Source organism: Actinokineospora sp. HUAS TT18, assembly GCF_051364635.1.
Lineage (GTDB): Bacteria > Actinomycetota > Actinomycetes > Mycobacteriales > Pseudonocardiaceae > Actinokineospora.
The window spans coordinates 441,182-465,146 of record NZ_CP195645.1; the positions used below are offsets into that span (position 1 = coordinate 441,182).

21 protein-coding genes are annotated in these 23,965 nt (G+C 71.4%); 10 read left to right on the top strand and 11 right to left on the bottom strand.

The features are described from left to right. The first annotated feature begins 63 nt into the window (after positions 1 to 63). The 4 genes from ACSHT8_RS02080 (at position 64) to ACSHT8_RS02095 (ending at position 4,374) form a co-directional block, all read left to right on the top strand. Positions 64 to 972, top strand: coding sequence for an AraC family transcriptional regulator (locus ACSHT8_RS02080; RefSeq protein ID WP_436497131.1), 909 nt, complete (start codon positions 64 to 66; stop codon positions 970 to 972). Positions 973 to 1,290: 318 nt separating this feature from the next. Then, on the top strand, positions 1,291 to 2,376 hold the full coding sequence (locus ACSHT8_RS02085) for a hypothetical protein (protein ID WP_436497132.1): 1,086 nt from the start codon (positions 1,291 to 1,293) through the stop codon (positions 2,374 to 2,376). A 65-nt stretch (positions 2,377 to 2,441) separates the two neighbouring features. Beyond that, the gene (locus tag ACSHT8_RS02090) at positions 2,442 to 3,050 is read left to right on the top strand and encodes a hypothetical protein (RefSeq protein WP_436497134.1); all 609 of its coding nucleotides are present in this window, start codon (positions 2,442 to 2,444) and stop codon (positions 3,048 to 3,050) included. A gap of 178 nt (positions 3,051 to 3,228) precedes the next feature. Beyond that, positions 3,229 to 4,374, top strand: coding sequence for a serine hydrolase domain-containing protein (locus ACSHT8_RS02095; RefSeq protein WP_436497136.1), 1,146 nt, complete (start codon positions 3,229 to 3,231; stop codon positions 4,372 to 4,374). A 21-nt stretch (positions 4,375 to 4,395) separates the two neighbouring features. Here ACSHT8_RS02095 and ACSHT8_RS02100 read toward each other — a convergent pair whose 3' ends face one another. Both ACSHT8_RS02100 and ACSHT8_RS02105 read right to left on the bottom strand, forming a co-directional pair. After that, positions 4,396 to 5,799: a S8 family serine peptidase gene (locus ACSHT8_RS02100; RefSeq protein WP_436497138.1), complete on the bottom strand. Its 1,404-nt coding sequence runs from the start codon at positions 5,797 to 5,799 to the stop codon at positions 4,396 to 4,398. A 2-nt stretch (positions 5,800 to 5,801) separates the two neighbouring features. Beyond that, the gene (locus ACSHT8_RS02105; RefSeq protein WP_436497140.1) at positions 5,802 to 7,367 is read right to left on the bottom strand and encodes a hypothetical protein; all 1,566 of its coding nucleotides are present in this window, start codon (positions 7,365 to 7,367) and stop codon (positions 5,802 to 5,804) included. A 163-nt stretch (positions 7,368 to 7,530) separates the two neighbouring features. Between ACSHT8_RS02105 and ACSHT8_RS02110 the strand changes: the two genes are divergently transcribed. Next, entirely contained in the window at positions 7,531 to 9,132 is a 1,602-nt protein-coding gene (locus ACSHT8_RS02110; RefSeq protein ID WP_436497142.1) for a helix-turn-helix transcriptional regulator, read from the top strand. A 106-nt stretch (positions 9,133 to 9,238) separates the two neighbouring features. Next, the gene (locus tag ACSHT8_RS02115; protein WP_436497144.1) at positions 9,239 to 10,087 is read left to right on the top strand and encodes an alpha/beta fold hydrolase; all 849 of its coding nucleotides are present in this window, start codon (positions 9,239 to 9,241) and stop codon (positions 10,085 to 10,087) included. Between the two features lie 10 nt (positions 10,088 to 10,097). Here ACSHT8_RS02115 and ACSHT8_RS02120 read toward each other — a convergent pair whose 3' ends face one another. Next, on the bottom strand, positions 10,098 to 10,925 hold the full coding sequence (locus ACSHT8_RS02120; protein WP_436497146.1) for a metalloregulator ArsR/SmtB family transcription factor: 828 nt from the start codon (positions 10,923 to 10,925) through the stop codon (positions 10,098 to 10,100). Between the two features lie 98 nt (positions 10,926 to 11,023). Here ACSHT8_RS02120 and ACSHT8_RS02125 point away from each other — a divergent pair, with 98 nt between their 5' ends. Then, positions 11,024 to 12,343: an NAD(P)-binding domain-containing protein gene (locus ACSHT8_RS02125; protein ID WP_436497148.1), complete on the top strand. Its 1,320-nt coding sequence runs from the start codon at positions 11,024 to 11,026 to the stop codon at positions 12,341 to 12,343. Positions 12,344 to 12,391: 48 nt separating this feature from the next. Here the strand turns inward: ACSHT8_RS02125 and ACSHT8_RS02130 are convergent, their stop codons facing one another. From ACSHT8_RS02130 to ACSHT8_RS02140, 3 genes are all read right to left on the bottom strand, one after another. Then, positions 12,392 to 12,688, bottom strand: coding sequence for a hypothetical protein (locus tag ACSHT8_RS02130; RefSeq protein ID WP_436497149.1), 297 nt, complete (start codon positions 12,686 to 12,688; stop codon positions 12,392 to 12,394). A 90-nt stretch (positions 12,689 to 12,778) separates the two neighbouring features. After that, positions 12,779 to 13,633 (bottom strand): class I SAM-dependent methyltransferase, encoded by an 855-nt coding sequence (locus tag ACSHT8_RS02135; RefSeq protein WP_436497151.1) that lies wholly within the window; start codon positions 13,631 to 13,633, stop codon positions 12,779 to 12,781. A 122-nt stretch (positions 13,634 to 13,755) separates the two neighbouring features. After that, positions 13,756 to 15,369: a LuxR C-terminal-related transcriptional regulator gene (locus ACSHT8_RS02140; protein ID WP_436497153.1), complete on the bottom strand. Its 1,614-nt coding sequence runs from the start codon at positions 15,367 to 15,369 to the stop codon at positions 13,756 to 13,758. Positions 15,370 to 15,464: 95 nt separating this feature from the next. Here ACSHT8_RS02140 and ACSHT8_RS02145 point away from each other — a divergent pair, with 95 nt between their 5' ends. Further along, a complete protein-coding gene (locus tag ACSHT8_RS02145; RefSeq protein WP_436497155.1) occupies positions 15,465 to 15,698 on the top strand; it encodes a hypothetical protein in 234 nt (77 codons plus the stop codon). A 14-nt stretch (positions 15,699 to 15,712) separates the two neighbouring features. Here ACSHT8_RS02145 and ACSHT8_RS02150 read toward each other — a convergent pair whose 3' ends face one another. From ACSHT8_RS02150 to ACSHT8_RS02160, 3 genes are all read right to left on the bottom strand, one after another. After that, on the bottom strand, positions 15,713 to 16,171 hold the full coding sequence (locus ACSHT8_RS02150; RefSeq protein WP_436497157.1) for a peroxiredoxin family protein: 459 nt from the start codon (positions 16,169 to 16,171) through the stop codon (positions 15,713 to 15,715). A gap of 28 nt (positions 16,172 to 16,199) precedes the next feature. Further along, positions 16,200 to 16,745, bottom strand: a complete 546-nt coding sequence (locus tag ACSHT8_RS02155) for an RNA polymerase sigma factor (RefSeq protein ID WP_436497159.1) — start codon at positions 16,743 to 16,745, stop codon at positions 16,200 to 16,202. A gap of 119 nt (positions 16,746 to 16,864) precedes the next feature. Then, positions 16,865 to 17,647: a S1 family peptidase gene (locus ACSHT8_RS02160; RefSeq protein ID WP_436497161.1), complete on the bottom strand. Its 783-nt coding sequence runs from the start codon at positions 17,645 to 17,647 to the stop codon at positions 16,865 to 16,867. 257 nt (positions 17,648 to 17,904) lie between these two features. Between ACSHT8_RS02160 and ACSHT8_RS02165 the strand changes: the two genes are divergently transcribed. Then, complete coding sequence (locus tag ACSHT8_RS02165) at positions 17,905 to 18,360, top strand: hypothetical protein (protein ID WP_436497163.1); 456 nt, start codon at positions 17,905 to 17,907, stop codon at positions 18,358 to 18,360. 7 nt (positions 18,361 to 18,367) lie between these two features. On the opposite strand, the gene ACSHT8_RS02170 is transcribed toward ACSHT8_RS02165, so the two are convergent. Both ACSHT8_RS02170 and ACSHT8_RS02175 read right to left on the bottom strand, forming a co-directional pair. Then, entirely contained in the window at positions 18,368 to 21,106 is a 2,739-nt protein-coding gene (locus ACSHT8_RS02170) for a DEAD/DEAH box helicase family protein (RefSeq protein ID WP_436497165.1), read from the bottom strand. A 31-nt stretch (positions 21,107 to 21,137) separates the two neighbouring features. Then, complete coding sequence (locus ACSHT8_RS02175; protein ID WP_436497167.1) at positions 21,138 to 22,757, bottom strand: serine/threonine-protein kinase; 1,620 nt, start codon at positions 22,755 to 22,757, stop codon at positions 21,138 to 21,140. Positions 22,758 to 22,871: 114 nt separating this feature from the next. Between ACSHT8_RS02175 and ACSHT8_RS02180 the strand changes: the two genes are divergently transcribed. Further along, positions 22,872 to 23,876 (top strand): pentapeptide repeat-containing protein, encoded by a 1,005-nt coding sequence (locus tag ACSHT8_RS02180; RefSeq protein WP_436497169.1) that lies wholly within the window; start codon positions 22,872 to 22,874, stop codon positions 23,874 to 23,876. Positions 23,877 to 23,965 lie beyond the last annotated feature (89 nt).

Here is a 23,965-nt window from a genome sequence, read left to right on the forward strand (position 1 = left end):
GACCGCGGCGATCGGGCGCGGCTGGGGCGTGTTCCGCCAAGGTTGACGTCGAAGGGAGGCCACATGATCTCGGCACTCAACCGGCTCGTCGACCTCGTCGAGGCGCGGCTCGCCGACGAACTCGACGTCAGCGGGCTGGCGAAGGAACTCGGCACGACCGAGTACCACCTGCGCCGGATGTTCTCGTCGCTGGCGGGCATGCCGCTGTCGGAGTACGTGCGCAGGCGCCGCATGACCGTCGCCGCCGCCGACGTCGTCCGCGGCGAGGACGATCTGCTGAGCATCGCCGTCCGGCACGGCTACGGCTCGACCGAGGCGTTCGGGCGCGCGTTCCGGGCCGTCCACGGTGCGGGCCCCAGCGATGTTCGCCGGGCCGGTGGCCCCCTTCGCTCGCAACCGCAGCTCAGGTTCCGCCTGACCGTCGAAGGGACCACCCCCATGGACACCCGCGTCATCGACCGCCCCGCGTTCCGGCTCGTCGGCCACGCGGCCCGGGTTCCGCTCATCCACCACGGAATCAACCCGCACATCCAGCAGCACATCACCGCGCTGCCGCAGGAGGAACACGTCCGGCTCAAAGCCCTCAGCGACACAGAACCCCTGGGCCTGCTGCAAGTCACCCACGACGTCGACCCCGACGCCACCGAGGGCAGCGAACTGACCTACCTGCACGGGGTCGCGGTCTCCCAGGACACGCCGACGCCGGACGACCTCGACGCCATCGAGGTACGGTCAGGAAAGTGGGCGGTGTTCCGCAGCCCCGGACCCCACCCGCAGGCCCTGCAGACCACCTGGGCCGCCACCGCGACCGAATGGTTCCCCTCCAACCCGTGGCGCCTGCGGCCGGGCCCCGCGATCGTCGCGATCCTCGACCGGGCGGACGACTTCAGCACCGCGACCTGCGAGCTGTGGCTGCCCATCGAACCGACGGACTGGCAACCAGGAGATGGCGGCGAGGTTGCCGCACGCTAGCCCGGCTCAAGTGGCCCTCGAGGCCGACAGGTGCGGAGTGGAGTAATCGTGATCACCAGAAGATGAGGTATCCCAACGACTTGAGGAGCGACGTGGACGACTTCCCGCAGGGCGAACAGCTCAACGAGCACACCATCCCGTGGCAGCGCGAGGACGACGACGAACCCACCATCGTGCGCGGCCTGGACTGATCCTTCCCGGAGCGCCGCGGCCAAGGCGAGCCGTTCCGCGACACGTCTCCGCCCGTCGTGTGCGTTAACCGTATGATTGCCCAGCGCGATCACGCATCTGTACACGCGACAGAACCTTGGGGGACACGTGAAGCGTCAATTCCGTCTTGCCGTAATTCCGGCGGTCACCGCCCTGTTGGTCGGGATGGCCAGCACGCCAGTCCACGCGGGCACCCACTCCTCGGGCGCCCCGGCGAGGATGTGCGCCGAGACCCTCGGCGTCACCACGGACGCCGACGGGGACCGGCACCATTCCTTCCGGATGCCCAACGGCCTGCTGGTGGACCAAGTCGTGCCGGGCCAGGCGTTCGACCCGGCGACCGCGTCCGCCGCTCGGCTGGCGAAGGTCGGGCTGCCCGCTCGGCCGGTCGCCGGAGCCGCGGCGTCGGACGGGCTGAGCAGGGCCGACTGGGACACGATGGCCCGCGGGCTCACCCGCTCCACCCCGAAGCCGCCGTGCGTCAAACCAGGCGTGCGCGCCGCGATCCACAACCTCAACTACAGCGGCTACCGCGCGACCGCCGCGTCGGGTGAGACGTACTCCGGCGCGCACAGCTCGATCACCGCGCCGAGTTACTACCTGTCAGGCTGCACGCAGGAAAGCATGACGCAGTGGGTTGGTGTGTCCAACGACAGCGTGCTCGTGCAGGCGGGCGTCTTCGTCAGCCAGTACACCGGAACGGTCGACTCGGGCGGCTTCATCGAGTTCGTCGGCGGGTCATGGGACACCGAGGGCATGGTCGAGGTCGGCGTGCCCTACGTCGCGGGTCACCGCTACTACCTCGACGTGCACTACGCGGACCGCTACAACTGGTCCCTGACCGTGTCCGACCTCGACAACGGCAACAACTTCTCGGGATTTTGGACCCACCCCACCGGCGGCGGAACTCAGTACCTCCAGCCCTTCGCCTACTTTGTCTCCGAACGCCTCACTTACATCGACGGCACCACCGAAACCCTGACTCAGTACATGAGCCATTCCGACGCCCGGTTCCGCACCGCGATGGCCAAGATCTACGGCGGGGGCGACGCGCGGCTCTCCATCCAGCGCCCGGAGCAGATGATCATGCTGTCCCCGGGGATCGGCAACCAGCGGCTCTCCAACCCGGATCCGCTGGAGGTGAGCGCCAGCAACTTCACCGAACACTGGGCTCGGTGCGGCGTGGTCGAGTAGCGGACGGGTGATCGTCTTCGGTCCGGGTACCTCCCACCTACCTGCCCACGGTCCGAGGAGCCCCCATGAAGCTCTACGCCGACCACCCCATCCGCCGCGCGCGCCAGCTCGGCGCCGACCTGGTCGCCCTGGTGATCCTGTTGGCCGCCGTCTGGCTAGCCACCGAAGTCCGCGAACAGGTCCTGCGCCTGCGCGCCCCCGGTCAGGGCCTGGTCGACGCGGGCAACGGCCTCCGCGGCACCTTCGACTCCGCCGCAGACAACGCCGACGACGTCCCCCTGGTCGGCCGCCAGCTCGCCGACGCACTCCACACCGGCTCGGCGGGCGGCGCCCGACTCAGCGAGGCGGGCCAGTGGCAGATCGAAGCCGTCGAGAGCCTGGCGTTCTGGCTGACCGTGGCCCTGATCGCCGTCCCCGCCACCCTCCTACTCATCGTCTGGCTACCCCGCCGCGTGCGATACGTACGCGAGGCGGACGCGGCGGTCCGACTGCGTGATCAGGGCCCGGCCGGGCAGGACCTGCTCGCCCTCCGAGCCCTGATGACACAACCCCTCTCCCGACTGGCGTCGGCGGGCCCGGTGGGGGAGGGCTGGCGCACGGGCGACCCCGCCACCGTCGCCGGGCTAGCCACCCGAGAACTACGCCGACTGGGCCTCCACCCACCCAAGCGATGACCTGCTTGCCACCGTGCGGCGGCCTCGGCCTGTGTGCCGAGGGAAGGGGGGAACCGGCTGCGAGTGATACCCCCAGATCCCTCCTCCGGGATTGAGGGATCTTCCCTCACGCGTGGGGGCTGGGTGGGGCGCGAGAGTTGTCCCATCGCCGCTGGGGCGGGATGAGGGGGAGACAGGGATGAGAAGGACCAGCATGGTCGCTGCCGTGGTCGCGGCGGTCACGGTGGTGGGGGCCGGGTCGGCGGGGGCCGAGTACCCGGCGGTGGACGTGGACACCGCGAAGGTCGCCGAGGGGCTGCACGCGGTTCTGGGCAACGGGAACACCGTGGGCTACGCGTTCGCCGTGAGTGAGGGCGGGCAGTTGGTGCGGACCGGGGCGGGCGGGAAGGCGCGGGTCGACAAGAACATCGCCTTCACGCCGTACACCCGGATGGAGATCTTCAGCGCCACCAAGAACGTCGTCGCGGCCGCGACGCTCAAGCTCGCTGAGGCCGCCGGGCTCACGCCCGACACCAGGATCTGGGAGTACCTGCCGCCGGACATGCGCTCGACCGCGCATCCGTCCTGGCAGAACGTGACGATCCGGCACATGCTCGGGCACCTCTCCGGGGTCGGGCAGCTGTGGGACAACAACCCCGACGAGCGGCCGAAGATGACCCCCGACTGGGACGGCATCAAGCACACGATCTCCAAGCCCATCGCGCCGTCCATGGACTACGACCCGGACTTCTACAACTACGAGAACCTGAACTACGCCGTCGCGCGCGTCGTGATTCCGCGGCTGTGGCGCCTGACCGAGCCGGAGCGGGGCCTGCCGGACTGGATCGGGCCGACCAGCCCGCCGTGGACGATCAACTACGTCAACGAGAAGCTGTTCGCCCCCGCGGGCATCTCCTGGGTCACCTGTCTCGCGGCCAACGCGGAAACGGCGACGCACGGATACAACCTGTACCACCCCGAGTACGGCGGAAATCTGTTCGAGTTGTCGGGCAGCGCCTTCCAGCGGTGCCCCAGCTACCGCGGCCTGCACATGTCCGCGGTGGACATGGTCCGCTGGCAGGCCTACCTGCGGCACGGCACCATCGTCTCGCCGACGGTGCGCCAGTGGATGGACTCGCTGTGGCTCGGCTGGCGCGACTACGGCCAACCCGCGGGCATGTACGCCCACGGCGGCGGCTACTCCGGCGACTGGGGGCGCTCGGTGAACACCTGCCACGGCAAGTTCCCGGGTGACGTCGAGGTCTCGCTGGTCGTGAACAGCCAGATCCGCTCGGGCACCCACCCGTGCGTGGTGCTGATCAACGCGGTGAAGGCCGCGAGCTGAGGTCGGGGAAGAGCCCGCGGTTCATCCGCGGGCTCTTCCCTGCCCGGCGTGGACAGCGTCGCGTACTCGAGCGTGGGCGGCCGCGTAGGTGGAGACGCCCGGGGCGAGGCGGCAGGTGCGCTCGTAGGCAGACAGCGCCTCGTCATACAACGCCTCTCGCTGCGCGGGGTCGACCTCGGCGGTCGCGGCGCGTTCGGCGGCGAGGCCGTGGTTTCCGGCCGTGCTGGGCGAGGTCGGTGCGAGGATCGAGGCGATGCGGGCCAGTCCCAGGGCTTTGTGCGGCACTCCGGACGCGACGAGCATGGCGACGAAGACGTCGTACCAGTCGATCAGGAGGAGCGCGCATCCGATGCACGGCGTGTCCACCTGTTCCTGGTCGAAGTGGCGGTGCGCGGGGGGAATGGCTTCCGCGATTCGCAGGAGTCCTTGATGGAGCGTGCCCGGCACGGCGTCGGCGGGTGTTCTCCATTGGGCGTCAGCCAGGAGCAGAATCGGTGCCATCGCCTTGGCGACCCGGACGAGGTCCGCGAGTTCGGACGGCGACGGCACCAGCGCGCCCAGTCCGCTGAGAAGCGGGGCCGCGAAGCTTGTGCCGAGGAAACCCGGCGGTTCCTCCATGAGCAGTTCCGACCGTCCGATGTCCGCTTCGGTGAGCGGGAGTTCCGACGTCGTGAACACGACGCCATCGCGTTCCACTCGGTTGCTGCGGTGGAAGCCAACGCCCACCACTCGGTCCACGCATGCCGGGCAGGCCGGGTTAGTGAGATTCCCCGAGGCGGCGACCACCAGCGTGGAGTCGGGGACCGCGGCAAGGGCGGTACAGAGTTCGCAGTATTTGCGGCAGCGCAGCTCGGCGTACGGTTCCGCGTAGGTGATCCAAGCTCCCACCTGCGCGAGGTACCGCTCCAGCGGCGGTGCCGGGGTCGTGAGGACGTCGACGTCGACCCACGCCGTGTCCCGCAGTGGGCAGTCCGTGGGGAACTCCAGGCTCAGATTGATCACTTGCGCGCCGCTTTGGTGGGCTGTCTGGATCGCCGCGCCCACGTCACCCGCGCGCAGCGAGCCGGGGGAGTAGATGTCGAGCAACAGCAGCCGCGCGTTCGGGGCGACCGCTCTGATGAGCAGCGCTGTGGCGGTGCCATGCCACTTTGCGGCTCGAAGGGTCTCGGCGCGGACTCGGGAGGCCGGGTGCAGGTTGGTGTTCAGCGTCGGGATGGAGAGGTCGAAGCCCGCGTCGATCACCGCCACGCAGCGGCCTTCCCCGGTGGCACCGAGCAGGTGGGCGGTCGCCACGGCGTCCCAGACGCGGCCCGTCCTCGGCAGGCGCAGCTCGCCCGAGGCGGGGTCGAGCACGCGGTTGAGGAATGCTCGCGGATCTTCTGACTGGCCAGACAGGACGCCGGGCCGCGGCGTGTCGCCTGCCATCGTCAGTCCTCGGGATCGCCGGGATGCTCGATGTCCCACTTCGCCTTGGCGATGAGCACCTCCTGCTCGAGGCGGGCGACCTCGGCCCTGATGTCGGCCAACTCGCCTGCCAGCATCGCGGACTGGCGCTGCGTCGCGATGCCGTTCTGGGTGGTGAGCTGCTCGAGCTCCAGCTTCAGGTCGTCGAGCGCGTCGGCCGCGGGCGAGACCGCGCGGGAGGCGGTCCGCAGTTTGACCGCGTGCTCGGCCCGCGCGAGTGCCGCGACGTCGTCGGCTGTGGCGTTGACGCCGAGCAGCTCCACCCGCGCCTTGGCGGCGGCGAGGTCACGCTCGGCGGCGGCCTTGCGTCGCTCGGCGGGGGCGTCCTGGATCGCGGCGAACGTGTCGGTCAGCTCCTTCGCCTGCTTGACCCCGCCGACCAGCGCGTCGGGTGCGGCCGACAGGGCGTTGGCCAGCGCGGCGGCTTTCGACTTGTCGTTGACCTTGATCGAAGCGGGCGAGCCGTCGTCGTTGAACGTCCACGCGCCGCCGTGCTCGCCGAAGGAGGACGCGTGCAGTTCCATGGCCCGGGTGTCGCACCGCTTGTCGGCGATCTGGATGGGTGTGCGGGTCACCAGGACGACACTGCCGCTCGGGGTTCGCCGCCACACCCAGAGTTCCACCGGCCGGGGGGCGCGCCATCGCACCATACGGGACTCCTGTTCCGCGCCGCCCATCGCTGGTGTGTGCTGTGCCTTCGCGTCGTCGACCCGCTTGGGGTCGACCACTTCGAGCAGCACCCCGAAGTCGGTCCAGAGCTGGTGGCCGGGGCTGCCCGCGGTCGGCGGTGTCGGGACGGCCGACAGCGGTGAATCCGGGGCCCGGAGCGGGAGCTGGTCCAGCGCGACGACGCACTCCAACTCCGACGAGTGCGACGTGCGCTGCGCGGCCAGCCAAGCCGTGCGGAGGGCGGTGAGTCGCGCGACCTCCGCGCGAGCGGCCTCGACCGCCGCCTCGACCGCGCGGCTCCGCGCCACCAGGTCGCGACTCTGGGCCGTGCTGCCCGCCGTGAGCAGCTGGCAGCGAAGCTCCACCAGTTTCTCAGCGGCTTGCTTGGCCAGCGATGTGTTCTGCGCCAGCAGCGCGGCCGCGTCCGGGTGCGCCACGGCCCAATCCTCAAGGGGATCCGGGGGGCTGCCGTCCTGTTGGCCCGCGAGCACGCCCCCACTGGCCGCGCTGAGCAGCGTTACGCCGGTGCTGACGATGAAGCCCACGAGTTTCGCCGTCGCGGCGACGACGGCCGGGCCCGCGCCCGTCCACTTGTACTCGAGGGACTGGAGCCGCTCGTCCGGCGTGACCTGGACACTGATGTCCTGCGTGCCGACATTGGTGCGCACTCGACGCCCCGGCCCGTCGTAGGTGCCCCGGTGCACGACTTCGACATGCACGTCCTCGACCGCGCGCGACTCACCGACGTACGGGTCGCTGGTCGTCACAACCGTTCCACGGACCCGAATCCTCGACTCGACCATCCGATAGGGAACCTCGGACACGGCCTTCTCCGGTTTCTTGCCAAGTCCGAACACCATCCCACCGTCCCCTCACCTTGCAAGACCGTGGACTGCCCTTGTCGACCGTACCGCCGCGGCCAGGTATCGGGGCTGAACTCTGCCCCAAAGGGCCGCGCGAACGCGTGTCGCGAGTGTCCTGTCCTCGGTTCTACAGTGGGGCAAGTCGGGTTTGGTTGGGACGGTGGTGGACGAGGCGGGCGTTCTGAGTCGGGCGCGGCTGGCCCACAGCGCACAGGACTGGGCCGGCGCCGCGGCGTACTTCGATGCCGTTGCGGTCGAGCGACTCACCGCCGATGACCTTGCCGCGTACGCCGACGCCGTGTGGTGGATCGGTCGCGCCGACGACACACTGCGGTTGGAGGCCGCTGCGTGCGAGGCGTTTCTGGCGGAGGCTCGGCCTGCCGAGGCCGCGTGGGCGGCCATCCTCATGGGTCTCTTCCTGCTGGGCCGGGGTGACGAGCCGCAGGGCGTGGGCTGGATCGGCAAGGCCGGGCGGCTGCTGGAGGGTGTCCCCGAGTGTCGCGCGCACGGGTTTCTGGTGCTCCTGACCGAATTGGAGCCGAGACTCCAGGCGCGGTCGGGTGACGCGGTCGGCGTCGCGCGGCGGGTTCAGGAGATGGGTCTTCGGTCGGGGCAGGCCGATGTGGTGGCCTTGGGCATCAATGGTGAGGGTCGCGCCCTGATCCGGTCTGGTCGCGTGGTCGACGGGCTGAGACTGCTGGACGAGGCGATGGTCGCCGTGCTGGACGGTGGGCTCTCCCCGTTCACCACGGGCAGCCTCTACTGCCACACCATCGCGGCCTGCCACGAGATCGCGGACATCGGCCGGATGACGCGGTGGGTCGAGCTGACCGAGCGGTGGCTGGCCACCTATCCCGTGGCGGTGTTGTTCGGGGGCCTGTGCGCGGTGCACCGGGCCCAGCTGCACCTAATCCGCGGCGAATGGGACGAGGCCGAACGAACGGCGCTGCGGGTGACCGCCGCCCTTGACGTCAATCGGGTCGATTACGCCGCCGAGGCCTGGTATGTCGTCGCCGAGGCGCGGCGGTTGCGGGGCGATCCGGGGGCGACCGCCGCCTACGACGAGGCGCACGGCCGCGGTCGTGACCCGCAGCCCGGTCGGGCGCTGCTGCGGCTGCGGGCGGGCGACTCGGCGGGTGCCGCGGCGTCGGTGCGCGTGGCCGTGGCGGCCGCTGGCGCCGACCCGCTGCGCCGGGCTCCGCTGTGCGCCGCCGCCGTGGAGATCTCGATCGCCGCGGGACGCGTCGGCGACGCCGCGGTCGCCGCCGCCGAGCTTGAGGCGACGGCGTCGACGTTCGCGACCTCGGGGCTGCGGGCGATGGCGGCGACCGCGCGCGGCGCGACGCTGCTGGCCGAGGGCCGCGCCGAGGAAGCCCTCCCGGTGCTCCGCGACGCCTGTGGGCGCTGGCGGGAGCTCGGTGCGGAGTACGACGCCGCCCGCGCCTGTGTCCTCCTCGCCGAGACGTACCGGGCACTCGGCGACGAGGCGTCCGCGAGCGCGGAGGCCGCCCAAGCGAACGCGGCATACGCCAAGCTGGGCGCGTACCGGCCGGAGAACTCGCCGGACGGGCTGACGCGCCGCGAGTGTGAGGTGTTGGCGCTGGTGGCCGACGGCCGCTCCAATCGGGAGATCGGCGAGACGCTGTTCATCAGCGACCGCACGGTGGCCCGGCACCTCACGAACATCTTCCACAAGATCGGGGTCACCTCCCGGACCCAGGCCGCCCGCTACGCCATCGACCGCAAGACGGCCACCGGGTGAGCTACGCACAACCGCGTAGGACATCCGGCCGCGAGTTGGTCAATCGCACCGATGCCCGGGTGATACCCCGCTGCCTAGCGTCCCGGTAAACGAACGGGAGGCCACCATGATCGAGGAACGCATCCACCGAGCCGTCTCCGCGGACGGCACCGAGATCGCCGGACGAGTCCGGGGGCAGGGACCGCCGCTGGTCCTGGTCCACGGCGGGATCGGCGACGGCGAGTTCGCCTGGGCGGCGCTGCTGCCCGAACTCACCGACCGGTTCACCTGCTACCTGCCGAGCACCCGCGGCCGCGGCCTGTCGGCGGACAACCCGGACCACTCGCCGCCCCGGCTGACCGAGGACGTGACGGCGTTCGTCGACAGCATCGGCGCCCCGGCTCACCTGGCCGGCTGGTCGGGCAGCGGCGCGTGGGTACTCGGCGCGGCCGCGCACAGTGACTCCGTCGCCGCGGTCGCCATCTACGAGCCCGCGCTGATCCCGGTCATGGGCCAGGACGACCTCGCCCAGACCTTCGCCACCATGGAGCGAGTCGGCGCGGCCGCCGCCGCGGGCGAACTCGTCGAGGCGATGCGTGAGTTCACCCCGTGGATCTGCAACGACGAGGAGATCACCGCCTTGCGACGGACGGACTTCTTCGACCGGTGGGCGCACGGAATCCCAGCCATGCTCCGGTTCATCCAGCACGACGCCGCGTATGAGGGGCCGCGGTCCACAGACACCGAGCAACTGGCGCTGATCACCGCGCCGGTACTGCTCCTGCGGGGCAGGCAGACCCGACTCGGCACCTTCTTCACCGACTCGGTGCGATTCATCGCCCAGCACGTCGCCGACTCGCAGGTCTGGGAACTCCCCGGCCTCGGGCACTTCGCCCCGGTGCTGGCGTCGCAGTCCGTCGCCGAGGAGCTGATCACCTTCTTCGAGGCCGCATACGCACCGGAGCCGCGTCGCTGAGACGGCGCCGTCAGTCGGTTCGGCGGCGTTCCAAAAGGACGGTGTCGCGCCACTGTCCGTGCTGCTGGGCGATGCGTTCGCGGACGCCCAGCGTGCGGAACCCGGCCGAGTGGTGCAGGTTCAGGCTCGCCCGGTTCGTCGGGAAGGTCGACGTCTGCAATGTCCACAGACCACCTTGGTCGGCCGCGGTCACCTGCTTGTGCAGCAGCGCCTTGCCGACGCCGCGGCCGCGGAACGCCTCGCCGACGTAGACCGAGGTCTCAGCGACACCGGCGTAGCACTCGCGGTTGGACACCGCCGTGGCGGCGGCCCAGCCCGCGACCTCGCCGTCGACCTCGGCGACCCAGCGGTGTTCGGGCAGCCACTTCGCGGCCAGTTCCGTGCGGGAGGGGACTGCGGTCTCGAAGGTGGCGTCCCCGGTGGCGATGCCCTCGGCGTAGATGGCGCGCACCGCGGCCCAGTCGGCCTGCTCCAGTGCCCGCACCGACACGTCGGCAGGCAGGTCCTCCGGGCAGCACGGCCGCGGCGCGAGCGCGCCCATGATCGCGTCGGCGGCGTGTGGCAGGCCCGCGCAGCACGCGGCGTTGACCGTCAGCAAGGTGGCGGTGCCTTCCTTGCGCACCAACAGGAAGCCGACGTCGGTCAGCTTCTTCACGTGGTGCGAACACGTCGACTGGCTGATTCCGAGGCGTTCGGCCAACTCGCCCACCGTGATCGACGTCGAGGTGGCCACCGCGTGCAGCAGCCGCACCCGGGTCGGGTCGGCCAGGCAGGCGAACCAGCCCGCGTAGGTCGAGGCCTGATCGGGAGCGAGCAGGGGCGGTGCCGTCGTCGTCATGCCGCAAGTATCGACCAGAATCGATGGTTGCGTCAATCGGTGAGCGTCGATACAGTCGAACTCGTTAAATCGAACTTCGTCGATGAAGGAGTGTTCAGGTGAGCGAGTTGCCGGTGGTTGTGGTGGGAGCTGGACCGGTCGGTCTCGCGGCGGCGGCGCAGGTCGTGGCCAGGGGATTGACGCCGTTGGTGCTGGAGTCGGGGGACTCGGCGGGGGCGGCGGTGGCGCAGTGGAACCACGTTCGCCTGTTCTCCGCGTGGTCGGAGCTGGTCGACCCGACCGCCGCCGAGCTGCTGGCGGCCACGGGCTGGGAGCGGCCGGACCCCAGCGGTTATCCGACGGGGGAGGAGTGGGCGCGGCTGTACCTGCGTCCGCTGGCCGCCGCGCTGGGCGACCGGGTCCGCTTCGGCGCCCGGGTCGTCGGGGTGGCCCGCCGGGGCCGGGACCGGGTGGTGGACTCCGGCCGCGACACCGAGCCGCTGACCGTGCACGTGGCGACCGCGGACGGGGAGGAGCGCATCAGCGCGCAAGCTGTCATCGACGCCTCCGGTACCTGGACCACCCCCAACCCGCTGGGCGGCGACGGCCTGCCCGCGCTCGGCGAGCAGGCGGCGGCAGACCGGATCACCTACCGCGTCCCGAACCTGGGCGACCCGGCCGTGCGTGCCCGGTTCGCGGGCAAGCGGATCGCCGTCGCGGGCAGCGGCCACTCCGCGCTGACCGCGCTGGTCACCTTGGCCGGGCTGGCGGAGGAGAACCCGGGCACCGAGATCGTGTGGCTGCTGCGTCGGGGCGCGGTTGGCACGGTGTTCGGCGGGGGAGAGGCCGACCAACTCCCGGCCCGCGGTGCCCTGGGGCTGCGCGCGCAGGCGGCGGCCGAGGCCGGGCATGTCCGCACGGTCACCGGGTTCCGCACCGCGGCCGTCGAGCGCATCGACGACCGGCTGGTGCTGGAGTCCTTCGATGGGCACAAGCTCGACCCGGTCGACGAGGTCGTCGTCCTCACCGGCTTCCGCCCGGACCTGACCTGGCTCTCCGAGATCCGCCTCGACCTCGACCCGGTACTGCAGGCCCCGCGCGCGCTGGCCCCGCTGATCGACCCGAATGTCCACTCCTGCGGCACTGTCTACCCGCACGGCGTGGCCGAACTCGCCCAGCCCGAGGCGGGCGTGTTCCTGGCCGGGATGAAGAGCTACGGCCGCGCCCCGACGTTCCTCGCGATGACCGGCTACGAGCAGGTCCGCTCGATCGTCGCCGCGATCGCGGGCGACCACGAGAGTGCGGCGCGGGTTGAGCTGACGCTGCCGGAGACCGGGGTCTGCGGCGGCGCCGGGGTGTTCGACGAGCCCGCCGAGGCCAGTTCGGGCGGGTGTTGCGCCCCGGCCGCTCCCGTCGATGTCACCCTCGTGGCCAGGTGACCACGATGTTGCCCGGCGCCTGTCCCGCGCCGGGCAACATCCGGGTTGTCACCCGTTGTGGCCCACGATCACGTCGAAGCCCTGGAGCACTCCCGTCGGGCCGGTGGTGTCCGTCGCGGACAGGTGCACCGGCTCCTTAAGCGTGTAAAGCTGGTTCACCGGCGGAAAGCTGCCCAGGTTGGTGCGCAGGTTCGCGGCGATGTCCTCCGGGACGATCACCTCGTCGCCGTCCACGTTGATCGCGTCGGCGTCCAGGCCCTGGGATCTCGCGGCGTTCGTGAAGATCTCCGCGACTTCCTCGGCCGACTGGCCTTCGGCGGGGAGGATGTGGATCTCGTCGCTCACGGTGCTTCACCTTCCGGATCGTTGGCTGGTTCTGCAGGATGCCCCAAGCCGACGGCGCCACACGCGGAAACGTCCTCTGGCGGAACGTGTTCACTCCTTTGAGTGGGCTGGTTTCGTGCCGACGCCGATGTTCAGCGGTGCGGTGAGCACGGCGGTGCCGGTGCTGTCCGAGCGTTCGCGGACCATGCCGTCGAGCACGCCGATGACGTCGTCGCGCTGCCGGTCGGTGAGGTCGGCGACCAGCGCGCCGGGGACCGGGTTGCCGCCGAGGGCCCAGTCCCACAGCTGCCGCCCGGTCCGCACGGCGACGCGTTCCCGGTGGCTGGTGTCGACGGTGACCGCGGTCAGGCCCGCGTCGGTCAGCCGCTGCCGCAGGACGTCGGGGTCGGCGACCTGGAATTCGAGCAGCGGCTCGTCCTCGGCGGGGCCTTCGAATCCGGGGACCACCGCCTGCACCGCGCTGATGAAGAAGTGCAGCGCCTCGAATTCGCCGGGGTCGCCGTAGGCGGTGACGAGCACGCGTCCGCCCGGCTTGGTCACCCGCACCATCTCGCGCAGTGCCTGGGCCTGGTCGGGGACGAGCATGACGCCGAACTGGGAGCCGGTGACGTCGTAGCCGCCGTCGGGGAGGTCGAGTTCGTGGCAGTCCATCACCCGGCCCTCGGCGTCGAGTCCCTCGGCCGCGGCGCGGGCGGTGAACCGGTCGATCATCTCCGGGGACCAGTCGGTCGCCAGCACGGTGGCGCCGAGCCGGGCGGCCGGGAGGCTCAGGCCGCCGGTCCCGGCGGCGACGTCGAGGAAGGTGTCGCCCGGCCGTAGTCCCGCCAGCCGGAGCCCGGCGGCGGCCACGTCGGCCTCGCCCGGCGCGACGTGCTTGTCGTAGCGGTCGGCGATCGCGTCCCACGCCTCGACGGGCGCGGTGTGCGCTGTCTGTTGGTGCGTCATGGCTTGCTCCTGTCCCGCGAAGTTTCAGCTGGACGGAACGCTAGGCAGGCGGCTGCCCGGCGACATCGGGCAGACGGTCCACGACCCCGTCCGCGGGCATGGGCAGTTCTGTCCACTCGCGGCTAGATCAGGCCGTTCTCGTAGGCGTAGGCGGTGGCCGCAGCCCGCGAGGGCACACCGAGTTTGGCGAAAGTGTTGCTGACGTGGCGGGCGACGGTCTTCTCCGACAGCCCGAGCTCGCCCGCGATCGCGCGGTTGGTCTTGCCTGCCGCGAGCAGCCGCAGCACCTGCACCTCGCGCGCGGACAGCCCACCCGCAGGCTTGGCCGCCAGGCCGTCGAGCCGTTCGAGGTCCGGCGCGGCGCCCAGCTGCGCGAAGACCTTGCGCGCGCCGCCGATCTCCAGCGCGGAGGTCTCCAGATCGCCGAGTTCGCCGCACGCGAGGCCGATCATGACCTGGACGCGCGCGGTCTCGTACGGGGCGTCCAGTGCACGCCACGCGGCGCCCGCCACGCGCAGCGCCCGCAGCGCCGACTGGGGATCGCCTTCGGCCAGGGACACCGCCCCGTCCGCCGAGGCGGCCGTCGCCCGCAGATAGGGCGCGTCCAAGCCCTCCGCGATCCCAGCGAGTTCCTCGGCGCCCGCCCTGGCCGCCACCACATCCCCCGCGGCGATCATCGTCTCCACGAACGCGGGCAGCAGCCGCGACCGCGCGGGCGGCGCCAGCGTCTCGTTCACCGCGCGCCGCAGGACACCCGCGGCCAGGTCGACGCGTCCCTGCGCCAACCGCAGCAGCGCCAGGCCGGGCTCGGGAGGGCGGCCGGAGTCGCTCGCCCTGCGGTAGCTGTCCTCGGCCTCGGCGAACTCGCCGCGCAACCGCTGCAGCTCGCCGAGCTGGTAGTAGGCCGACCCGAGGGTGTCCCAGGTGACCGGGCCGGACAGGTGGTCGCACGCCTGCCGGGCCGCCGCCATCGCCTCGGCCCACGCGCCCGCCAACTGCATCAGCTCGCAGCGATGGACCAGGCAGTTTCCCCGGTAGGGGACGAGGTCGGGCTGGGCGTCGCACCAGCGGGTGAGCGCGGCCGTCCACTGCCTGGCCCGCCGCAGGTCGAACACTTCCGAGCAGCCCGCGATCACCGTGCAGTACGCGATCCCGGCGAGCATCGGCGACACCTCGCCCGCGGTGACCCCGACCATGACCTCGTCCAGCAGGACCACCCCGGCGGCGACGTCGCCCACCGTGATCCGGCACATGCCCTGACCGAGGATCGACATCGTCACCAGGTCGGCGTCGCCGAACCGCCGCCCGACCGCGACACCGTCGGCGAAGACGGCCGCCGCGTGCTCCGGGTCGCCGCCCCACATCCGCACGAACGCGTCCCAGACGCGTGTCCACAGGAGTTCGGCGCAGTCGCCGCAGCCTTCCAGCACCCGCTCGGCGCGGGCGAACCAGCCGCCCGCCTGCGCGGACTCGCCGCGGAACAACATCCCAGACCCGATCGACACGGCGTTGCGCGCGGCGCGCCGCGGATCCCCACGCCGCAGCGCTTCTCGATGGGCACGCGACCACGCGAGCGTGGACTCCTCGTCGAGACCGGCCAGATACGCGGCCAACCCGAGCCGTTCGAGATCATCGAGCCCGAGCCGACTCGTGGCGTCCGCCGCCGCGAATCGCCGGTACGCCGCACCCCACGACCGCTGGGCGAAGGCCGCGCGCGCCTGCTCGACCGTTGTCACCGGTCCAGTGTGGTGGCCCGGCCTGAGGTGCGCGACCGGGTCCGCACACGGTTGGATGGGCACCGACCGTGGTCCCGACGCGATGGAGCAGCAGCATGTCCGAGAACGAACTGGCGGTCGGTGTTGGCACGCTGTCGATCCACTACCGCGATGGGGAGCCGGTGATCATCGTGTCCGGCGGGGGTGTCGTCCCGGAGACGATCACGGTCACCGACACGGCAGGCGCGCCGGTCGCCGTCTACGCCGCTGGACCTGTCGCGACGGCGAGGATCGTCGGAGGGGAGGAGAGTCCCGCGGGGTCGTACCCGTTCGTAATCGATGTGAAGTGATCGCCCGAAGTCGGTCAGGCGGGGGTGCGCAGGGACGCGATGGCCTTGGTGATTCCCGACTTGTCGTAGCCGCTGGTGGGCAGCGTGGCGCTGTGCGCGTGGCGGATGAGGCCCTCGCGGTCGATGAGGATGCTGCCGGACTGCTGCAGCGCACCGAAGACCCTCCTGCCCAACCCGACCATCCCATGTGGACTGTCGGTGCGGCTGGTGAGGACCGGGTACGGGACCTGGCGTTTCGCTTTCCAGGCGGCGGCCGTTTCGCGGTCCTCCGGCACCGCGATGAGGACACGGATGTCACTGGCCGCGAACTCCTTGACCAGGTCCCGGATGTGCCAATTGCAGACCGGGCACGATGTCGATCGCATGAAGTAGATCAGCACCGCGTGCCTGCCCTGGTAGTCGGACAGGCTGACGGTCTGTCCCTCGGTGTCTTCCAGAACTAACTGTGGTGCAGGAGATCCGGTTTCGAGCATGACGAAGTTCCCTTCATGAAGCTTGGGATCAGTTGGGGGACAGGCTGAGGCGGAGCGCGGTCCTGGCCCGGTGCAGGTGCGACTTCATCGCCGCGTTGCTCAGCCCCAGCGCGTCGGCGACCGCCCGCCCCGGGTGGCCCAGAACGTCACGCATGATCAGCACACGGCGCTGGATGTCGGGCAGCGCGCGGATCGCCTCCGCGACGCGTTCGGCGTCCAGACGCCTTAGGGCTTCGTCCTCGGCGGAGGCGACAGGGCCGGGCTCGTCGTGGTGGTCGAACAGGCGCCGGGCGCGGCGCAGGCACTCGTGGCGGACGATCCGGAACATCCAGGACGCGAGCGCCGCCGAGGCGCGCAGCGAACCGATCTTGCGATAGAGGACGATCAGCGCCTCCTGCGCCGCGTCCTCGGCGTCCTGCGACGACGCGCACAGCTGTCCGGCGAAGCGCCGCACGTGCGGATGCGCCCCGTGCACCACTGCGGCTATCGACTCGGCGTCACCACCCTGCGCGGCCTCGATGAGCTGCGCACTTGCCCAACCCCGGTCGACCACACCCACCTCCGCGGAATCCATGGCACCTGTCCCTCGTGACGTAACCATCGCCCATAAGAGGCTCCGACACCGAAAAAGGATTCACCGGCACAAAAAACAGGCCCTCCCGTCGCCGGGAGGGCCTGTCAGCGTGTGCTTGCTCAGGCGAGCGCGCCCGTGTATCCGGTGATCCAGGCACGGTAGGCGACCACGTCGGTGTAGATCGACGGGTCGACCGCGCAGGTGCTGGTGCGGCCACCGGCGCGGCTGGTCGCGCCGATGAGCTCCCACGTGCCGTTGACGGACTTGATCTGCGGGCCGCCCGAGTCGCCGTAGCAGGCGCCCGCGTTGTCGTTCGGGTTGTCGGTGCAGATCTCGGTCGCGCCGTCGATGCGCCCGCCCTTGCACTGGTTGTCCGCGACGATGGAGGTGTTGAGCTCCTGCAGGATCACCGGAGCGCCACAGCCGCCGCGGATCGGGCAGGTCTGGCCCCAGCCGATGATGCGGGTGCTGGTGCCCGACGGCCCGGAGGCGTCGGCGATGCGGATCGGGGCCTGCCCGACGGCGTTGCTCAGCTGCAGCAGCGCGATGTCGCCGGTGGTGCGGTAGTTGGGGTGGATGATGATGCGGCTGACGCCGACCACGGTGCCGCCGCTGGTGCGGTCCGTCGTGCCCACCCGCAGCTGGGTGTTGCCCGGGGTGCGGCCCACGACGCAGTGCGCGGCGGTGACGGCCCAGTCGGCCTTGATCAGGGACGCGCCGCAGACGTGCGACCCCGTGGTGCTCTGCATGGACGCCATGAAGCTGTAGGTCTGGGTCGCGTTGCCGCCGCCGACGATCATCGGCGAGATCGGACCGTCGGCGGGTGCGGCGCCCGCGATCGGCGCGGCGAGCGCGGTCGCCGCGGCGGCGACAAGGCCCACGAGCAGGGAACGTGCCCTCATGGTGAAGCTCCTTCCGGCACCGGAGCCCTCGATCCGGTGACGTTGGGAACGTAAGCACTGTGCGCGGCCTTGCATACCTGCGCCGAGCCGTCACCAGTTGCCAGTTGTTGTGCGGAAAGCGCCAGAAATGGGCAACAGCGTGCGGTTTCAGTGCCGCGCGCCGCCGCCCCTATCGCTGCACTTTCGCCCGGTCCGGCCGCCGTCCGGCGCAAGGGACAATCCGTCGTTGGATGTCGCCGCGGAGGGAAGGGGTGGGCATGTCGAACGTGCCAGAAGGCGCGCAACTGTCCGACGACGGCCAGTGGTGGTGGGATGGCGAGCAGTGGCAGCCGGTCGAGGGGACCGACGGCAGCGGCGGCGAGGAGGGCGCCCCGGCGTTCGACTTCGGCGTGAACGGTTTGATCATCGACGCCGAGGAATCCCCGGTGCCCAACGCCGACGAGCCGCTCAAGGCGTCATTCGCCGTGGTCAACACCGGCACCGCGGCCGGGAGCTGCCGGGTCACCATCTACGTCGACGGCTCCGACACCGGCGTGGTGTGGGACTCCGGCTGGCTGGAGCCGGGCCAGAGCGAGCCCCCCGGCGGCGACGGATACGTGCCGGGGATTCCGGCGCAGAGCGAGGGCAGGCACAAGTTCGAGGCCTACTGCGATCCCCCGGGACCCGGCGGCGGGTACGCCTCCAACGAGATCGACATCGGCGCCGCCTGGTAGCGCCCGGCTACGTCCACTGGAGGCGCAGGGCGGTGATCAGGTCGAGCGGGGCGATGCCCCGGTTCGCGGCGAGCAGGAGCGAGCCTTCCGCGGTCCGGGTGTAGGCCGGGTCCGCGCAGTCGCTGACCCACCGGCGCCAGGCTTTCGCGAACTTGTCGGCGTCGGCGCGGCGTTCGCCGAGTGCGGTCGGCACCGCGTGCACGACCACGCGGTTGCCCGCGGTGTGGCGGCGGTGGCGCCAGCCGGTGCGAAGCCTGCGGAAGGCGCTGGGGCCAGGGTCGTCGGGCAGGAAGCGCTCGATCAGGTAGCGCGGGTCGGCCGGGGTGGAGAGGACTTCGTCGAGGGCGTTCGCGAACCGCTGGGACTGCGGTGTCGGGACGCCGGTCAGCTGGAAGTTCCACGCGCCTGCCGCGTCGACGGTCATCTCGACGGCCTCGTGGCCCGCGTCGGTCTGACCCGCGTCGCGCAGCGCGTCCGCGGTCGCCCATGCCATGGCGGCCACGTCCGGACCACGCCCGGCGGCCTCGTGCAGCCGCACCCCGACCCGGTGGGCCCGCGACGCGGAGGTGCCGAGGTAGCCGGCGGCGGCGGCGAGTGGTAGCGCCGCGATCAGCGGCGCGGCGGTGAACAGCGCCACCAGACTCACCGCTGTCAGTACCCCGGCGGGCCACCAGCCCAGCGTCGCCCGCGATTCGGGCGCCACACCGTGCCGGGCGGGCCGGACATCCGGCGCCGTCGCGGGGCGGGGGACAGCGGCCCGCCCTGACACCCGCACGGCTTGGACCACCTGGTCGGCGTACGGCTCGCCCACCCGCCACAGGTCGCGCACCGCGCCCCGATCGGCGCAGCGGGCCAGCATCGCCGCGTTGAACCCCGTGAAGTCGGCGGCCGGTGGCGGCGCGTAGGGCGAGAGCGCCGCGTGGACGTGCGCGACACCGGAGGTGATCGCGCCGGACGCGGTCACCCCGAAGTAGCCGTCGTGCTTGCGGACGAACCGGTCGTAGTCCGACGCGCCCTTCGGGTGGTCCTCGGCCACGCACACCACCGACCACGTGTGCGCGGTCTTGTCCGGCCACCGCGGGTCGCGGCGCAGGCCCCGGCCGCGCAGCTGCACGACGGAGGTGCTGGTGGTCGACTCGGTGAGGTCGACGACGGTGTTCACCCCCGCCGCGTTCCACCCTTCCCCGAGCAGCGCCCGCGTCCCGATGAGTGCCTGCGAACGGCCCGCCTCGAAGAACGCGGTCACCAGCGGCACCCACTGCCGTGACCGCCATGCGCCGCCGACCGTGGCGATCCCGTTGTCCACCACCACCTCCAGCGCGTGCCGGTCGCCCACGAAGGCCACCAGGTCGGCGGCGACGTCCGCGGGCGCGGCGACGGTTCGGCCGGTGACCAGCACCGGCCGCAGCTCGGGCAGCGTCGCCAGGGTGCGCAGCGCCAGCCAGGCCGACCCGGCGTCCTCGTCCAGCACGCCGATCAGCCGCGACGGCAGGGTGGCGGTGGCCCGCTCGTGATCGCAGACCACCAGCGCGCGCAGCCGCTCGCCCAGCGCGGCCCGCTCGGTGGCCAGGATGGCGCGCACCGCGTCGACCTTCGCCGCGCTGCGGGCGATCACGCGGTCCACTGGCGACCGCCCGCCGCGGATCCCGGTGCGGGTGAGCTGGTAGCCCAGGCCGGGCAGCGCGTCGCGGATGGCCCCGAAGGCGTGCTTGTCGCGCGGGTCGTCACTGCTTGCCAGGAACCGGCGGGTGTAAAGATGCAGCAACCGCATCCAGTCGTCCGCGGTCGGGTCGTGCCGGTGCTGTTCGAGCGGTCGCGCGTCGACGGGAAGCTCCAGCAGCCCCGCGTGGTGGAACCGCAGCGCGGCGTCGGCCACGTCGGGCTGGTCCCGGCTGAACCGGTGCCAGGGTACCGCCGGGCCCTCGCCCGCCGCGTGCGAGCGGCGCACGACCGCACTGTCCAACCAGGACAGAAAGGGCACGGTGGCGAACGCGGGGTCGAGCAGGTCGGTGGTCAGCTCGTCGAACCGGTCGGCCTGCGCCGCCAGCCACGTCTGCTCGCGGCTGGTCGGCTCGACGAGGCAGGCCAGCTCGGCGTAGGGGGCGAGATGGCCGTCGCGGACCACCGCCGGGATGGACGGACCCATGATCACCTCGCCGAACAGCCGCTCCACCAACACGGCCTCGTCGCGGGTCAGCGCCCCCGGTGGCGTCGCGGTCATCCCGATAACGGCGGCGTCGGGCAGCTGGTCGAGCACCTCGGCGAGCAGCTCGCCCCACACGTCCAACAGGTGGTGGCACTCGTCGAGCACGATCGTCACCGGCTGCCGTTTGAGCGCGGCCACGAGGTCCCGACCCGACTGGCGCAGCCGGTGCAGGTGGCCATCGCGGCCAACCCCGTCCTCGTCCACCTCGGCGTCGGGATCGAACACCGCCAATGCCTGATAGGTCAACGCCGTCACCGGGGCGTCGAGAGCGCGGTCAGCCGAACCGGGCGGCACGTCGGGGCCGAACCCGGCCCACTCGGCCAGCCACTGTCCCTGGATCGCGGTGTTCGGCCCGAACACCACCACGGCCCGCCCAAGCCGCCGCGCCGCCTCCAACCCGACGACGGTTTTCCCACTCCCCGGCGGCAACACGACCCACACCCGCCGCCGCCCGCCCGCGAACGCCGCCCCGATCCGATCGAGCGCGGTGACCTGGTAGTCGCGCAACAGCACCCCGGGCCGCACCCGCTCCATGACCATGGCGGAACCCTAGAGGTAGGGGCTCAGCGGCTCAGCCGTCGCGCGCGTAGAGCTTGATGACCTGGCCGTCGAGGGTGGCCGAGAGGTAGGCGCCGCCGTAGTCGTCGGTGAGGTAGAGGCGCAGCGACGCGTCGCCGTCGATGATGTCGGTGGCGATGATGATGTAGCGCATGGTGGGTTTGGGGACGTTGAGTTCCTTGTTCGCCCGGTCCCACAGCGCGGGCAGGGCGTCCCAGTTGACCTTGGTGAGGTCGAGCACGGCGCGGTCGGCGTCGACCCCGTCCGCGCCCGTGCGCTTCGCGGTGCCGTTGCGGAACTCGAAGTCGTCGAAGCCGTTCTTGATGGCCGTGGTGGGCGCGGTCGCCCTCGCGAACTCTTGGTAGAGGACCAGTTCGGACACCTTGGTGCCGCCCATCGCCTCCGACAGGGCGGCCACCGCTTGGCGTGCTCCCGCCGGAGTGATCAGGTCTTCCCGGACGGGAGCCGCCTTGGTGCTGGTGGTGGTGGTCGTCGGCGTCTGGCTCGCGGGTCGTTCGGTCGGCGGCTGCTGCCTGCCGGTGGAGGTGGCGGTGCCTGCGCCCGGGTTGGCGTCGGTGGCGGTCGTGCCGTCGCCCAGGTAGCGCACGAGAAGCACGGTCAGCGTGACGACAAGTCCCACCGCGACCAGCGACAACACCACGGTGGCGACGGGCATGCGCTTCGCCCGCTGCGGCCCCGAGTGGTAAGCGGCCTGCGGCTGGTGCCATGGTCCGGTGTGCGGTTGCGCGGGGAAGGCGGGCCCGGCCGGGGTCGGTGGCCCCAGCGGGGGCGGCGTCCCGTGCTCGGCCGCCGCGAGCATCCGGTCGAGCACCTCGGCGGTGGGCCGCGCGTTGGGGTCGGCGACCAGGACCGCGCTCAGGGCGAGACCGAGCGCCCCGGCCCGACGCGGCGGCGGGACCGGCTCGGTCATCACCGCGGCGAGGGTCGCCATCGTGGTCGCGCGCCGCAGCGGGTGGTGCCCCTCGACCGCCACGTACAGCAGCATGGCCAGCGACCAGAAGTCCGACGCGGTCTTCGTCTCGTCGCCCAGCAGTCGCTCAGGGGCGATGTACTCGGGGGAGCCGATCACCTCACCGGTCGCGGTCAGCTGCCCGGAATCGTGCAGCGCGGCGATGCCGAAGTCGGTGAGCACCGCGCTGCCGTCCTGACGCAGCAGCACGTTGCCCGGCTTGACGTCCCGGTGCAGCACCCCGGCCGCGTGCGCCGCCCGCAGCGCTCCCAGTACCCCGCGCCCGATCCGCGCCGCCTCCGCCGGAGCCAGCGGCCCCGCCTTCAGGCGCGCGTCCAGCGAGGTGCCGCGGACGAGTTCCATGACGATCCACGGGTACGGGGTGTCGTCCTCGATGATTTGGTAGATCGACACGACGTTCGGGTGCTGCAGCCGGGCCAGCGCCCTGGACTCGCGCAGCACGCGCTCCCGCTGCTGCGCCGCCATCACCGGGTTGTGCTCGAACAGCGCGGCGTCGGCCGGGCGCACCTCCTTGATGGCGACCTCGCGCTGCAACCCGACATCGCGGGCCCGCCACACCGTCCCCATGCCACCGCTGCCCAGCGGCTCCAACAGCTCGAACCGGCCGCCCACCACACGCCCGGTCTGTCCTCGGTCCGACACCGCGCACACGCTAGCAACCCGCGACCGGCGGCCAACCGCCCGACGTTCGCTCGTTCGCACTGGTGAACGCGGGCGGGCAGTGACGAACCTGGTGTTCAGAGCGATCTTGGTGAGGTGAGCCGTCCACGAAGACTCGTCCCCGCTGTCACCCGGCGCTCGCCCGTCGCCGGATCACGCCGAGCACGAATCAGGCCGCGCCGCGTCCGAACGGACAAGCCGTGGGACTGGATGATGGTGACCGCCGTGCTGACCGCGCTCGGCGTGGTCGGAGCGACCGTGTTCGCAGGCCTGTCGTTCACCGCGACCCGCGAGCAGATCGCTGTCGCCCAACAACAAGCCGACGTCGCCGAACAAGGCCAGTACACCGAGCGCTTCACCAGAGCGGTCGCCCAACTCGACCAAGCTGGGCCGGAACACCTGCAGTCCCGCCTCGGCGGCATCTACGCCCTTGAGCGCCTGGCCCGCGACTCGCCCCGCGACCAGCCCACCGTCATCGAGGTCCTCTCCGCCTTCATCCGCACCACAAGTCCCACCCAGCCCACACCGGCGCCCGACGTCCAAGCCGCCCTGACCGCCCTCAGCCGCCGCGACACCACGCACGACAACCACACCACGATCGACCTGACCCGAGCGAACCTGACCGGCGTGAACCTGACCAACGCGAAGCTGGCAGGCGCGAACCTCACCGGCGCGAAACTGACCAACGCGATCCTGTACGTCGCGGACCTGAGCGACGCGCGACTCTACGGCGCGGATCTGACCCGCGCGGTCCTCAACGGTGCGAACCTCGCGCGCGCGACCCTGCCTCGGGCCGACCTGACCCACGTGTATCTGACCGATGCCAACCTGACCCACGCGAACCTGACCGAGGCGATCCTGCGCGACGCGGCCTTGCCCGGCGCGAACCTGACCAGCGCCGCCCTGACCAGTGCGAACTTGACCAACGCGAGTCTGCTCCTGGCGAACCTGACCGACGCGACCCTGTATGGAGCGACGCTGTCCGGCGCGGACCTGAACAGCGCGAACCTCACCGGCGCGGACCTGACGAAGGCCGACCTGACCCAGGCGAACCTGACCGGAGCGATACGTGAGCGAACGGTGGGTCTCCCAGGGCAATGACCCCGATTCGACGTTGACCGTTCACTCATTGATAACCCGGCAGCGGTGAACTAACCTGCGCGAAACTAGGTCGATTCGGTCATCTGTGA